Annotated in this window: 9 protein-coding genes; 7 read left to right on the top strand and 2 right to left on the bottom strand. The window is 73.9% G+C overall.

The window, feature by feature from the left end; genetic code table 11:
• The first annotated feature begins 158 nt into the window (after positions 1-158).
• The 6 genes from BLU95_RS07600 (at position 159) to BLU95_RS07575 (ending at position 8,959) form a co-directional block, all read left to right on the top strand.
• Complete coding sequence (locus tag BLU95_RS07600; RefSeq protein WP_353653544.1) at positions 159-1,568, top strand: type III PLP-dependent enzyme domain-containing protein; 1,410 nt, start codon at positions 159-161, stop codon at positions 1,566-1,568.
• Positions 1,568-3,355, top strand: coding sequence for an N-acyl-D-amino-acid deacylase family protein (locus tag BLU95_RS07595; protein WP_093859318.1), 1,788 nt, complete (start codon positions 1,568-1,570; stop codon positions 3,353-3,355). Before BLU95_RS07600 ends, BLU95_RS07595 begins: the two co-directional genes overlap by 1 nt.
• A gap of 322 nt (positions 3,356-3,677) precedes the next feature.
• Positions 3,678-4,304, top strand: coding sequence for a bifunctional 4-hydroxy-2-oxoglutarate aldolase/2-dehydro-3-deoxy-phosphogluconate aldolase (locus tag BLU95_RS07590; protein WP_093859317.1), 627 nt, complete (start codon positions 3,678-3,680; stop codon positions 4,302-4,304).
• Between the two features lie 391 nt (positions 4,305-4,695).
• Entirely contained in the window at positions 4,696-6,336 is a 1,641-nt protein-coding gene (locus BLU95_RS07585; protein ID WP_093859316.1) for an alpha-amylase family glycosyl hydrolase, read from the top strand.
• 162 nt (positions 6,337-6,498) lie between these two features.
• Positions 6,499-7,659, top strand: a complete 1,161-nt coding sequence (locus BLU95_RS07580; RefSeq protein WP_093859315.1) for an ABC-2 transporter permease — start codon at positions 6,499-6,501, stop codon at positions 7,657-7,659.
• Positions 7,660-8,035: 376 nt separating this feature from the next.
• On the top strand, positions 8,036-8,959 hold the full coding sequence (locus BLU95_RS07575; protein WP_231978370.1) for an NHL repeat-containing protein: 924 nt from the start codon (positions 8,036-8,038) through the stop codon (positions 8,957-8,959).
• Between the two features lie 90 nt (positions 8,960-9,049).
• On the opposite strand, the gene BLU95_RS07570 is transcribed toward BLU95_RS07575, so the two are convergent.
• Complete coding sequence (locus BLU95_RS07570) at positions 9,050-9,844, bottom strand: (2Fe-2S)-binding protein (RefSeq protein ID WP_093859313.1); 795 nt, start codon at positions 9,842-9,844, stop codon at positions 9,050-9,052.
• Between the two features lie 861 nt (positions 9,845-10,705).
• Complete coding sequence (polX, locus tag BLU95_RS07560) at positions 10,706-12,436, bottom strand: DNA polymerase/3'-5' exonuclease PolX (RefSeq protein ID WP_093859311.1); 1,731 nt, start codon at positions 12,434-12,436, stop codon at positions 10,706-10,708.
• Positions 12,437-12,763: 327 nt separating this feature from the next.
• On the opposite strand from polX, the gene BLU95_RS07555 reads away from it, so the two are divergent.
• Positions 12,764-13,810, top strand: a complete 1,047-nt coding sequence (locus BLU95_RS07555; protein ID WP_093859310.1) for a hypothetical protein — start codon at positions 12,764-12,766, stop codon at positions 13,808-13,810.
• The last annotated feature ends 44 nt before the right edge of the window (positions 13,811-13,854 follow it).

Here is a 13,854-nt window from a genome sequence, read left to right as displayed (position 1 = left end):
TGCGGCCTGCCGGGGTGGGGGTGCTGCGGCGAGCCTGGCTGACCCGCGTGCGGCGGGCGGCTGTCGTTGACCTTCGTCCGGCGCCGATGCTAGAACCGTGCTGCCAGCATGTGCAACCCTCATTGCGCATGTTGCAACATGGCAGATGGAGGAAGACGGTGTACCAGACCTTCGCGAGCAGTGGCGGCGACGGCAGCGGTAGCGGGAACGGCGGTAGCGGTGGTGACCGTCCCGGTGGTGGCGGTCTCGGCGTCGGCGGGCCCGGTGGCGGCGGTGGTGGTGGCGGTATCGATGCCGCTGCGGTGGCCGCGCTCGCCGAGGAGGCGCTCGACTGGCGGTTCAAGGCGCTGCCGCCGGCCGCCGACGGTCTGACCGTCCGCCAGTACCTGGCCACCGGACCCACCCTGGCGGACCTCGGCACCCCGCTGCTCACGCTCGACGGGCGCGCGCTCGACCACAACCTGCGCACCATGGCCCGCTGGTGCGCGGACGCCGGCGTGGCGCTCGCCCCGCACGGCAAGACCACCATGGCCCCCGCGCTCTGGCAGGCGCAGTTGGACGCGGGCAGCCACGGCATCACCCTCGCCAACCTGCCGCAGCTCCGGGTCGCCCGTGCCTTCGGTGTGCGGCGGCTGCTGCTCGCCAACTCCCTGCTCGACCCGGCGGGCCTGCGCTGGCTGGCGGGAGAGCTCGCCGCCGACGCCGACTTCGCCTTCGCCTGCTGGGTCGACTCGGTGCAGAGCGTCCGGCTGATGGACGAGGCACTGCGCGCGGCCGGTGCCGAGCGCGCCGTCGAGGTGCTGGTCGAGCTCGGTGGCCCCGGCGGGCGTACCGGCGCGCGCACCGTCGACGGGGCGGTGGAGATCGCGGATGCCGTCCGCCGTGCGCCGACCCTCCGGCTGGCCGGCATCGGCGGGTACGAGGGGGCACTGGCGCACGACGCGAGCGAGGGCGGGCTCGGCACGGTGCGCGGGTACCTTCGGTCGCTGGCCGAGCTGCACGGGCGGCTGGCCGGGCGGTACGCCGAGGGGTCCGCGCCGGTGGTCACCGCCGGCGGCAGCGCCTACTTCGACCTGGTGGCCGAGGAGTTGGGAGCGCTTCCGGAGGCCTTCGTGGTGCTGCGGTCGGGTGCGTACCTGGCGCACGACGACGGCTTCTACCGGGGGATCTCGCCGCTCGCCCGGGGAGCGGGGGATCCGGCCGCCGGTCGTGGCGGGGCGCTGCGCGGCGCACTGCACGGGTGGGCTCGAGTGGTGTCCCGGCCGGAGAAGCAGTTGGCGCTGCTGGACGCAGGCAAGCGCGACCTGCCGTTCGACGAGGGCCTGCCGGAACCGCATCTGGTCAGGGGCGGGGCGGAGTTGACGGGCACGGCCGCGCGGATCACCGCGCTCAACGACCAGCACGCGTTCCTCCGGGACGCGGGCGACCTCGCACCGGTCGGTGCCGTGCTGCGGCTCGGTATCTCGCACCCGTGCACCGCCTTCGACAAGTGGACGCTGATCCCGGTGCTGGACGACGCCTCGGCGGCCGAGCCGAAGGTGACCGGGCTGGTCAGGACGTTCTTCTGATGAGCGCCGCGGGTGGTGGGAACGTGCTGTTCCGTGGCGCCACGGTGGTGGACGGCACGGGGGCGGGACGATTCCGGGCGGACGTCCGGATCGCCGGCGGGGTGATCGTCGAGGTCGGGGCGCCGGGCGGTTCGGCGGCGCGGGGCGGTTCGGTTGCGTCGGGCGGGACCGTGGCGTCGGGGCGGTCGGGTGGTGGCGGTGGCGGTGGCGGTGCCGGTGCCGGTGCCGGTGCCAGTGGCGGTGCGGGTGGCGATGGCGGTGGCGGTGGCGGTGGCCGTGCGGGCCGGTCCGGTGGTGGTGCGGTGCGGACGATCGACGCGGACGGGCTGGTCCTGGCTCCCGGGTTCATCGACATGCACGCCCACTCCGACCTCGCCCTGCTCCGCGAACCGGAGCACCCGGCCAAGGTCACCCAGGGCGTGACCTGCGAGGTCCTCGGTCAGGACGGCCTCTCCTACGCGCCGGTCGACGACACGACGCTGCCCGCGCTCCGCCGCCAGATCGCCGGCTGGAACGGCGATCCGGACGACCTCGACTGGGACTGGCGCACCGTCGGCGGCTACCTGGACCGGCTGGACCGGACCGGCCCCGCCGTCAACGCCTGCTACCTGGTGCCGCACGGCTCGCTGCGCATGCTCGCCATGGGGTGGGACAACCGGGCTCCGAGCGCCGCCGAACTGGACCGGATGCGCGAGCTGTTGGCGCAGGGTCTGATCGAGGGTGCGGTCGGGATGTCGAGCGGTCTGACGTACACGCCGGGGATGTACGCCGGAACGGCCGAACTGGTCGAACTCTGCCGGGTCGTCGCGGGCTTCGGCGGCTTCCACGCCCCCCACCAACGCTCTTACGGGGCAGGTGCGTTGGAGGGCTACGCGGAGATGGTCGAGATCGCCCGACGGTCCGGCTGCCCGCTCCACCTCACCCACGCCACCATGAACTTCGGCGTCAACGAGGGCCGTGCCGGTGAGCTGCTGGCCCTGCTCGACCGGGCCCTGGACGACGGTGTGGACCTCTCCCTGGACAGCTACCCCTATCTGCCGGGATCCACCACCCTGGCCGCCCTGCTGCCCAGTTGGGCCACCGAGGGCGGACCGCAGGCCACCCTGGCGCGACTCGGCGACCCGGTCGCGCGCGAGCGGATCCGGTACGAGGTGGAGGAGAAGGGCAGCGACGGCTGCCACGGCGTGGTCACCGACTGGAGCACCATCCAGCTCTCCGGCGTCCGGGCCCCCGGACTCGCCGACTCGGTCGGCCGGACCGTCGCCGAACTCGCGGCGGAGCAGGGACGGAGCGGCACGGAGGTCTTCCTCGACCTGCTGCTCCGCGACGAGTTGGCCACCACCATCCTCCAGCACGTCGGCCACGAGGCGAACGTCCGGGCGATCATGCGTCACCGCGTGCACACCGTCGGCAGCGACGGGCTGTTGGTCGGCGCGCGCCCGCACCCGCGGGCCTGGGGCACCTTCCCCCGCTACCTGGCCCGCTACGTCCGCGAGTCCGGCGTGCTCACGCTGGAAGAAGCGGTCGCCCGGATGACCGGTCGGCCCGCGGCCCGGCTGCGGCTCCACCGGCGTGGGCGGATCGCCCCCGGATTCCACGCCGACCTGGTCCTCTTCGACCCCGAGCAGGTCCAGGACGCCGCGACGTTCGAGCAGCCGCGGCGGCCCGCCGTCGGTGTGGAACACGTCTATGTGAACGGTGTGGCCGTGGTGGAACAGGGCCGTACCACCGGCGCGCGACCCGGTCGGGCGCTGCGCCGGACCGGGCGCGGGGCGGAGGCGGTATGACGGCCGTGCGCTGTGGAGGCGGTCGCGCCGATGGTCGGTGCGGGTGCGGGTGCGGGTGCGGGTGCGGGTGCGGGTGCGGGTGCGGCTGTGGGTGTGACGGTGGGACCGGTGCTGCTGGGGCCGGTTCCCGTTGATCAGGTGCCTGGTGAATCAGGGTGCCAGGCGAATCCGAGTGGAATGTCCGAGTGGAATGGAAGCGAACGCCGTGAATTCGAGTTCAGTCGGTCCGAGGTCGGTCGAAGCAGGCTGGGTGGACCGGGAGCCGGCGGGTCCGAGCGCCGGGAGCCCGGCCTCCGGGAGCCGCGGGCCCTCCGCTGCCGCCATGGCGGCAGCGGCGCGGGCAGCGCTCGCCGCCTCGCCGGTGGTCGCGGTCGTCCGTGCGCCGCGGATACCGGACGCCGCCGCGCTCTGCGCCGCGCTCGCCGCCGGCGGTATCACCTGGACCGAGTTCACCTTCACCACACCCGATGTGACGACCCACCTGCACCGGGCGGCGCAGGCCGGCCACCGGGTCGGGGTCGGGACGGTGCTGACCTCCCAGCAGGCCGAGCAGGGGCTCGCTGCCGGGGCGTCCTTCCTCGTCACGCCCGGCTTGCGACCCGAGGTGGCGGATGTCGCGCACGCGGCAGGAGTCCCGGTGATCCTCGGCGCCCTCACCGCGACCGAGGTCGCCCAGGCGGTGGACCTCGGTGCCGCGGCGGTGAAGATCTTCCCGGCCCGGGCGTTCGGTCCCGGCTACTTCAAGGATCTGCGGGGTCCGTACCCCGATGTCCCGCTGGTCGCCTCCGGGGGTGTCAACGCGGGCAACGCGGCGGAGTTCCTGGCGCACGGAGCACTCGCCGTCTGCGCCGGGACGGACGTGGTGCCGCCGGAGGCCGTCGCAGCAGGGGAGTGGGCGGAGATCACCCGCCGGGCCCGGGCGTTCACGGAGGCCTGTGCGTCCCGGTAGCGAGGTAGGCCGGCGCGGCGAGTTTCCGTTCGCGGGGCGGCGACGAGTGCTGCCGCCCCGCGCGCGGTCGGTCCGGACGTGATGCGCGGGGTGTGATGCGCGGGGTGTGATGCGCCGGGTGTGATGCGCGCCCCGTGGTGCGTGGTGCGTGGTGCGCTCGGTGCGCGCCGTGGCCGATGCGCGGCGTCGGGTGCGGCGGCATGCCCGACCTGGCGGCTGCCGACCGTGGGGCGTGAAGGAGTGGGAGGGGCTCGGGAGGGCGCGCAGCACGGCCGGGGGCTCCTTCCAGGAGTCCCGCACCGGTCCGGGAGTGGCCGAGCCGGACTGTTGGGGCGATGGGGATTCGACGAGAATCGGTAGCCCCCCGGCACCCGGCAGGAGGATCCCACCCATGACCTCGACCCGCCCCGGCCCCGACTGGCTGACCGACGCCGTGCTGTACCAGATCTACCCCCAGACCTTCGCCGACTCCGACGGCGACGGCATCGGCGACTTCGCGGGCATCACCGACCACCTCGACCACCTCGCCTGGCTGGGCGTGAACACGGTCTGGCTGAACCCGTGCTTCGCCTCGCCCTTCCGCGACGCGGGCTACGACGTCACCGACTACCTCACGCCCGCCCCGCGCTACGGCACGGCCGACGACCTCGCCGCCCTGGTCGAGGCGGCACGCCGCAAGGGCATCCGGATCCTGCTGGACCTGGTCGCCGGCCACACGTCCGACCAGCACCCCTGGTTCCTGTCCTCGGCCGAGGATCCGTCCGACCACCGCTACATCTGGTCCGACCGGCCGGTGGACGGCTTCGTCGCCTCCCCGGGCGGCCGGACCGGGTGGTACCGGCCCAACTTCTTCGAGTGCCAGCCGGCACTCAACTTCGGCTACGGGCGCGAGGATCCCGAAGAGCCCTGGCGCCAGCCCGTCGACGCCGAGGGGCCGCGCGCCAACCGCGCCGCGCTGCGCCGGATCATGGCGCACTGGCTCGGTCTGGGGCTGGCGGGCTTCCGGGTCGACATGGCGTCCTCGCTGGTCAAGGACGACCCCGGCTTCGCCGAGACGGGCAAGCTCTGGACCGAGCTGCGTGACTGGCTCGACCGCGACCACCCGCAGGCCGCCCTGTTCGCCGAATGGGGCGACCCGGCGGCCGCCGTCGCCGCGGGCTTCCACGCGGACTTCCTGCTCCAGTTCGGCGGCGCGGACCACGGCCTGCCGCTGCGTTCGCTCTGGAACAACAACGCCGGGACGGTGGAGGAGTTCTGGAAGCAGGGCCCGTGCTACTTCGAGGCCGAGGGGCGCGGCACGCCCCGAGCGTTCCTGGATGCCTGGCACTCGGCGGCCCAACTGACGGAGGGTGCCGGGCACATCGCGCTTCCCACCGCCAACCACGACTTCTCCCGGCTCGCGACCGGCCCGCGCACCGCCGAGCAACTCGCCCCGGCCTTCGCCCTGGTGCTGACCTGGCCCACCCTTCCCGCGGTGTACTACGGCGACGAGATCGGCATGCGCTACGTGCCGGACCTCGCCGATGTCGAGGGCAGCGTGCTCGGCCCGACGTACAACCGGGCGGGCTCGCGCACACCCATGCAGTGGGCGCCCGGTCCGAACGCGGGCTTCTCGACCGCCCCGGCGCGAAAGCTCTACCTCCCGGTGGATCCGGAGCCGCACCGGCCGGACGTCGCCACCCAGCGGGCCGACCCGACCTCGTTGCTGCACACCGTGCGACGGCTGATCTCGCTGCGCCGCAAGCATCCGGGGCTCGGGGCCCGGGGCTCGGTGGAGGTCCGGCATGCGGGTTACCCCCTGGTGTACACCCGGGCCGGACGGTACCTGGTGGTGATCAACCCGCGGCGGGAACCGGCGGTCCTCCCGCTCGACGGGCTGTTGGACGGCGTCGGTGCGGCCGGGGCGGGCCGGGCCGATCGGGCGGGTCGGCCGGGCGGGATCATCCCGCTGGACGTCCAGGGTGTGCGGATCGGAGCGGCGGGCGAGCTGCGGGCGGACGGGTTCTCGTACGGGGTCTTCGACCTGGGGTGACGCGCCCGGCGCCGGTGGCGCTGCCGCCCTGCGGGGCGTGGGCCGATCGGGGGCGGGCTTCGGCTCGCCCCCGAGGTGGTTGTACACTGCATCCAGATAGTTGCATTTACCATCTTTCCCTGCCATCTTCGCTGGCGACCGCCGGAGGACGGACCGAACTTCATGAGCACACCCCGGACCACAGCCGTCGCGCCCGCCGCAGGACACCCGCTCAAGCACCTGGCGTTCCACCTCCTCACCCCGTTGCTGATGTGCCTCGGCATGGCGCTGGCCTACCAGGGCGCCTTCCATCAGCCCGCGCCGCACCACCTGAAGGTCGCGGTCGTGGGCGTCGCCCCGGAGGTGCGGGCGCTGGCCGGGGCGGTGCAGGGCCGGGCGGGCGAGGCGCTGGACGTCACGACGCTGCCGGACCGGGCCGCCGCCGAACAGGAACTGCTGGACCGGGACCTGGTCGGCGCCTTCCTCCCCGATGCGAGCCACCCCGAACTGCTGGTCGCCAAGGCCAACTCGGACACCTCGGCGATGGCGGCCGAGAAGGTCTTCCAGCGGGTGGCCGCACAGCAGGGCGTCCCCCTGGCGGTCACGGACCTCACCACCCCGAGCGAGGGCGACCCCACCGGTCAAGGTCTGTTCTTCCTGCTGGTCGCGCTCAGCATCGGTTCCTACGGCAGTGTCGCGGTGATCGGTGCGGCGGGCGCGGCTCTGGCCATGCGGATCCGGGTGCTGGTCGGACTGGCCGTGTCCCTGGCGGTGAGCGTGATCGGGATTCTCACCGCAGGACCCGTCTTCCATGTGGTCGACCACGACCTGGCCGGGGTCTGGGCGCTCGGTTGGCTTTACTCGGCCGGGGTGATCGGGATCGGTACGGGTCTGCACACCTTCCTCAGGCGGTGGACCACGCTGGCGATGATGGTGCTGTTCGTGATGCTGAACTTCACCAGTTCCGGCGGTGTCTACCGGCCGGAGCTCCAGAACGGCTTCTTCGGCGGTCTGCACTCCTTCTGGGCCGGTGCGGGCTTCCTGGAGGGCGCCCGCAGTCTGCTCTACTTCGACGGCGGCGCCGGGTTCGGGGGACATCTCCTGACGTTGGTGCTGTGGTTGGCGGCGGCCGGCGTGCTCGTGCTCGGAGCCGCGCGGTACGAGCGGCGCGGCCGGGCGGCGACGTCGACCGCGGTCGGTACGGGGGCTGCCGGGGGTGTCGGTGGTCGGGTCGGTCCGGTCGGTCGGACCGGTGTGGCGCCGGGAGCCGGGGTGCCGGGGGAGCGGGCTGGAGCGGAGGAGGAAATCGAGGAGGAAATCGAGGAGTCGGCGGCCGCGATCTGATTGTCCGTCAACTTCGTGCGAGAACTTCACCCGGTGACAGGGGCATCGATCCCGGGTGGGGATCGGCGGCCCGCAACCGGCCCTGGACAAGCCGGTTGCGGGCCCCAGTCGTCGAGGCGCACGCCGACGACCCGGTGCGGTGGAGCGCGTGATCTGCGTGGCGGCACAGCCCGCTGCCTCCCGGATGGCAGGATCGGGCGTGCTCTGCCGACGGGGGCGCCGCCCCGTCCGTTCGCCGCCCCAGGGGAGTACCACTGTGCCTCGCTCCTTCCGCCGTGCCCGTAAGTGCTCGACACAACAGGGCTCTTGTGCGGCCCCGGCGTCCTCCGTCGCCCGTCCTCCCCGTGCCGCCCTCGCCGACCGGGTGCTGGGAGCAGTGCCGGTCACCGCTGTCGCCCTGGTGCTGCTCGCCGCGACGCCGGCGCTCGCCGTCGCGCCACCGCTCTCGCAGCCCCGGATCGTCGCCCACTTCGATCTGTCCCAGGGCCGCCAGCCCGAGAACATCGCCGTCGAACCCGACGGCTCGGTTGACCTCACCCTCTCCTTCGCCCGCCAGGTCGTCCACCTCGACCGGGCCGGCCGGCCCGCCGTCCTGGCCGACATGCCCGCACCGGCACACCCCGTGACTCCGGTCGTCGGTGCCGCCGCAGTCTCCGGCCTGGCCCGCGCCCACGACGGCACGCTCTACTTCGCCTACGCCACCGGTACCGAGGACCTCACCGGTATCTGGAGGATCTGCCCCGGTGGCGGGCCGGAGCGCATCGCCGCCCTCCCCGCGAACAGCCTGCCCAACGGACTCGCTCTGGACGAGCGCGCCGGTGTGCTGTACTCGGCCGACTCGGCGCTCGGGCTGGTCCGGGTGGTGCCGACGGCCGGCGGCGCCCCGGTGGTCTGGTCCGACGACGCCCGCCTCAGGCCCACCGGGGCTTTCGGCGCCAACGGCCTGAAGGTCCACCGCGGCGCCGTCTGGGTCGGCAACACCGACACCGACTCGCTGCTGCGGATCCCGATCGGCCAGGACGGCTCCGCCGGTCCGGTCGAGGTTCGTGCCGACGGGCTCGCGGGGCTCGACGACTTCGCCTTCGTCGGGACCGGTGACGAGTTGATCGCGGCGCTCAACACCTCCAGTGAGGCCGTCTACCTCCACGGTGACGGAACCCGGCACACCGTTCTCGATGCCTCGGACGGTCTCTCCAACCCGACCTCGGTCGGGATCCGGGGTGACCGCGTCTACGTGGCCAGTGCGGCCTTCTACTCGAGGACCGACCCCAATCTGCTGGCCGCGACCCTGGAGCGGTAGAGCGCCCGGGACTGCGGGCGGTGCCGTCGAGCGGTCGGGCGTCCGGACCGGCCCTGGCTCATTTCGGCTCTCGGTCGGGGGCGGCGCGGTTCAGGAGCGGCGCGGTGGACTGGTGAAGCAGCAGTCGCCGCAGACGCCGGCCTGCGGACCGACCCGGTAGTAGAGGCAGCAACTGGTGCGTCGGAACCCGGTACCGGCCCGAGCGCCGCCGACGGTCAGGGTTCCGGTGCCGGCCAGGGGCGGTCGGTCGAGTACGCGGGCGACCAGGGTCCGGGCCAGTCCCGGATCCACGGACAGGCTGTCGGGAGCCGCCTGCGCGATGTGGGCGTCCAGCACGCGCAGGGCGCCTGCCAGAGCGGAGGCCACGTTTCCCCGGAGCAGCCCGTCGGAGAGCGGGACCGTGGAGCGGACGGCAGTCGCCAGCTCCGCCAACTGCCCCTCGACAACGGCCCGGCGGAGGCGGTCGGCGAGCCGACCCGGATCGGCCGACGTGCGCGCCTGCGCGGAACCGGGCCCTGCCGTCGACGTGGGCCGGTAGGGAGCCCAGAGGTCGATCGGCCCCTGTTCGGGGACGCGGACCCACGCTTCATCGGGAGTCAGGTCGGGCACGTCGCCGACCAGTACGGCGGCGCCGAGGCCCACCGAGCAGAACCTGGCGGCCAGGCCCAGGTGCAGGATCGAGGCCGCGACCCGTGCCTCGGCCGTGCCGAGTCTCCGGCCGACGTCCCGGATCCGGCCTGCCAACAGGCCCTCGCGGCCCGGGGCGTAGAGATCTCGAAGCGGTCGGAAGCCCGGAGGCGGAGCTTCACCGGGCGCCCCGGCCGTGTCCAGCGCGAAGTACGGGCCGACGGCGGTGAGCCGGTCGAGGCCGGAGGCGACGCTCATCGGCGGCCGACCGTCGCCGTGGTGGGGCCGGCGGGGGAGGCCGGGGCGAGGAGTGCCTGGACGGGGCCGGAGCGCGGACGGTCGAGGGTCGGCATCGGGCTGGTTCTCCGGATCCGTGCGGCGAGCTGGGGCGGACGGTGACGGCACCGGCGCGCCGCGGCGGGTCGGCCCGGTGAACCGGCCGGGAAGGTGTCGGCGTCGGTCCGGATGAACGGTACCGCGCCCCGGTGGTTCCGGACGGGCACCCCGAAGGCAGGTGGGAGTCGGCCGGTGCGGCGGTGGTGCTGGTGCGGAAGTGCATGGGGATGTCCCTCCTCGGAGCCGGCGGAGCCGGTCCGACTCTCTGTTCGGTCACGGAGTAACATCCCCCTCTCCTGCGTCCCGTACCTCCCTCGATCGAGGGAGTTTGACCTTGCTCGCAGCGAATTCGTCTCGCTTTGAGTGGAGTTGGCCCAAGCCGGTGGCCGGTGGCCGGCGGCCTGGATCTCGGGCGCGGGCGTGGGCGTGGGCCGCAGCGCCGGAGGGCCGACAGCGGAATGTCCGGCCGGTGAGGGGTCCGGCCGGACATGCGGAACCCGCGAGGTGGGGGTGGCCTCCGGACGTCCCGTCCTCCGGCCTGTGCAGTTCGATCGTCGACCGAGGTACCAGCGGCAGACCCTGATCCGTCTCGATCTGTCGCCACTGCCTCCTGCGGTCGAACCTCCTCGGCTACCTCGCAGGTCCACCACCATGATGCGCCTCGGGAGGCCGTCGCACCAGGGATATTCGGAAAAAATTCCCATCAATCGGACATATTTCCGGCTCTGGTCGCACGCCCCCGCGTCAGCCACCCCGGCCACCCCGGCCACTCCGGTCGGACGCTCAGCTGCGGAGCGCGTCCTTGCGGAGGAACCGCTTGAGGCGCTGCCACGGCCAGGTGTTGATCACGTCCTCGGTGCCGAGCCAGGCGCGCTGGGCGGTGCCGATCCCGTACCTGGGGTAGGCGAGATGGGGGGTGGCGTGCGCGTCGCTGTCGATCGAGAACTTCACACCGTGGCGCTTGGCCCGGAGCACGTCCTCGTCCCGCAGATCGAGCCGCTGGGGCGAGCTGTTGATCTCGATCGCGGTTCCGGTCCGGGCGGCAGCGGCGAAGACGGCGTCCAGGTCGACGTCGATCGGCCCGCGCCGGCCGATCCGGCGGGTGGTGAGGTGGCCGATGATGTGCACGTGCGGGTTCTCGCAGGCGCGGATCAGCCGACGGGTCTGGGCGTCCCGGTCCGCGCCGAAGTGGGAGTGGACGGACGCCACGCACACGTCGAAACCGGACAGGAACTCGGCCGGCCAGTCCACCCTGCCGTCCGGTCCGATGTTCAACTCGGTGCCGTGCAGCAGCCGCATCCGCCGGTGCCGCCCGGCCAGCGCGCGCAGCTGCTCCCGCTGGGCGAGCATCTTCTCGTCCGTCATCCGCTGCATCACCAGGTCCGGGGCATGGTCGGTGACCGCGTAGTAGGTGTAGCCGCGGGCGGCCGCGGTGTCGATCATCTCCTCCAGGGTGGCCAGCCCGTCGGTCAGGTCGGTGTGGGTGTGCAGGTCGCCGCGGAGGTCCGCCTCGGTGACCAGTTCGGGCAACTCACCGCGCAGGGCCGCCTCGATCTCACCCCGGTCCTCGCGCAGAGGCGGCGCGATCCAGGGCAGGCCGAGCGCGGCGTACACCTCGTCCTCGGTCGCCGACACGATCTTCTCGCCGCTCGCGGCGTCGAAGAGCCCGTACTCGGAGAGCTTCAGGCCGGCCCGTACCGCCATCGTCCGGAGCCTGATGTTGTGCGCCTTCGAGCCGGTGAAGTAGACCAGGGCCGCACCCCAGTCCTCCTTCGGGACCACCCGCAGGTCGACCTGGATCCCGTCCGTGGTGCGGATCGAGGTCTTGGTCGGTCCGCTTCCGATGACGTCGGCCGTGAAGGGGAGCGCCGTGAGCGAGGCAATCAGGGGCGCCGAGTCCTCGGCGGTGGCCAGGACGTCGATGTCGCCGACCGTCTCGCGCATCCGGCGCAGGGAACCCGCGTACGCGCAGCGGGTGCACCCCGGTACGGCGGCCAGTGCCGCGACGATCCGGTCGGCCAGTGCCGTGGCGGCGTCCAGCAGGGTCCGGCCGCCGGACTGCCGGATCAGTTCGATCCCGTGCAGGATCTTCTCGCCGCTGCGTTCGCCCAGGCCCGGGACCTCGCTCAGGCGGTCGGCGCGGATCGCCTCGGCGAGTTCGTCGACGGAGGCGATGCCGAGGTCGCGGTGGAGCGCGAGCGCGCGCTTCGGTCCCACGCCGGGGACGGACATCATCGCGCGCACTCCGGCCGGGATCTCGGCCCGGAGCGCCTCCAGGGCCTCGATCCGCCCACCGGTGAGGTATTCGGCGATCTTCTCGGCGGTGGACCTGCCGACCCCGGGGATCTGCTGGAGACCCTTCGCGTCCATGCCGTCGATGTCCACGGGGTGGCCGCCGACCGCTCGGGCGGCCTTCTCGTAGGCGCGGGCGCGGAAGGCGTCGCCGCCGGTGATCGAGATCAGGTCGGCGTACTCCTGCAGCAGGTCCCTGACCTTGTCGTTGAGCCGGGCCATGGGGTCAGTCTAGGTTCGCCGGCCGGATCGGGCCGGGTGTCCGCGGCCGTCCGCCGGAGGGCGCGGGGGCGGCCGCGGCAGCGTGCGGAAGGGGTCGGTGTCCGGGGTGGGGGCGCGTGCAGTTCGACGCGCGCCGGTTCGGTGCTCCCGCCGATTGCCGGAGGGCGGCCCCGCTGGTCGGCGGGGTAGCAGCGGTTGGTGTGGCACCGGGGCCGGATTGTCACCCGGGCGGCGGGGGCGCAGGCTTGGCGCAGGGCCGGGGATGCGGCTCGCACCGATCCGTCACACGGTGGTGGACCGGGTCCGCGAGGGACGAAGGGCAGGGCGATGGCAGGCGGGAAGCTCTGGGGCTACGTCGCGACGGGTGCCCGGGCGCTGGGCGGGCTCGGCCCGCTCGGGCGGTCCGGGGCGCTGGCGGGCGCGCGGTTGCTCAAGGGCGTGGGCGGGGGTGGCCGGCCCGAGCCGGACCGGCAGGCGTCGATGCTCGCCGCGCCGATCGGGACGGTGGGTGCCGGGACTCCGGGCCGGTCCGCGGGCGGCGGCATGGCCGGGCCGCAGCTCCTGTCGCGGCCCGAGTTGGAGCGACTGCGCTGGATCGACCGGGCCGCCGGCTGTGTCCCCGACGCGCGGCACGTGCAGGTGGCCGAGGTGGTCGGACGGGTGCTGCGGGGCGGTGGCCGGGGAGCCTCGGTGGTGGTGCGCCTTCCGGTCGGGCTGCCGGTCGTGATCGCGGACGCCCCCCGACTGGAGGCGGCCCTGGCGGGGCTGGTCGATCACGCGATCCGTCGGAGTCCGGCGGGGGCCAGGGTGCTGGTCCGGGCCGATCCGTTGCCGGGGCCGGAAGGCCTGCTCGGCGCCAGGGGCGGGGTGGGGCCGGGAGGGATGTTCGGCCGGGGGACTTCCGGGAGGGGCTCGCTGGGCAAGGGGGCGCTGGGCAAGGGGGCGCTGGGCAAAGGGGCGTTGGGCAAGGGGGCGTTCAGCGGGGGAGCGCCCACCGGGGGAGCGATCGGCGGGGCGGCGGCGTGGACCGCGGAACCCGCCCGGGTGGAGCTGAGGGTGGTTGACCGGGGGACGTCGGAGCCGCCCGAGGCCCGCCAGTGGCTGCTCGCCGGGATGTACGGCGAGCCGGGGATTCCCGGCGCCGGCTGGGCACCGGGCGGCGGCTCCGGTGGCCCGGGCAGTGGCGGGGGGAGCGGCTGGGCCGTCGGCGGCGCCGGGGAGACGACCGTCCCCCGGCGGGGGAAGGGCGGGCCGGAGCCGGTCGGGCCGTCGATATCGGCGCTGGTGCGTGCGGCCGGGGGGCGGCTGAGAGTGGAGCAGACGGCCGGCGGCGGGCTCACGGTGGTGCTGGTGCTGGCCGTCGCGCGGGACTGAGCCCCGGCCCGCGCCGGGCCCGTGGGCGGCCGGTCCGGCGGCGG

It is taken from the genome of Streptomyces sp. TLI_053 (assembly GCF_900105395.1).
Lineage (GTDB): Bacteria > Actinomycetota > Actinomycetes > Streptomycetales > Streptomycetaceae > Kitasatospora.
Note: the sequence above shows the minus strand (reverse complement) of the source record. Positions and strands in the feature narration are given on the sequence as shown.

Bases quoted from the DNA above. Each gene is read 5' to 3' on its own strand.
- BLU95_RS07595 (WP_093859318.1), top strand. From the start codon at position 1,568: ATGAGCGCCGCGGGTGGTGGGAACGTGCTGTTCCGTGGCGCCACGGTG.
- BLU95_RS07590 (WP_093859317.1), top strand. From the start codon at position 3,678: ATGGCGGCAGCGGCGCGGGCAGCGCTCGCCGCCTCGCCGGTGGTCGCG.
- BLU95_RS07585 (WP_093859316.1), top strand. From the start codon at position 4,696: ATGACCTCGACCCGCCCCGGCCCCGACTGGCTGACCGACGCCGTGCTG.
- BLU95_RS07580 (WP_093859315.1), top strand. From the start codon at position 6,499: ATGAGCACACCCCGGACCACAGCCGTCGCGCCCGCCGCAGGACACCCG.
- BLU95_RS07570 (WP_093859313.1), bottom strand. From the start codon at position 9,844: ATGAGCGTCGCCTCCGGCCTCGACCGGCTCACCGCCGTCGGCCCGTAC.
- polX (WP_093859311.1), bottom strand. From the start codon at position 12,436: ATGGCCCGGCTCAACGACAAGGTCAGGGACCTGCTGCAGGAGTACGCC.
- BLU95_RS07555 (WP_093859310.1), top strand. From the start codon at position 12,764: ATGGCAGGCGGGAAGCTCTGGGGCTACGTCGCGACGGGTGCCCGGGCG.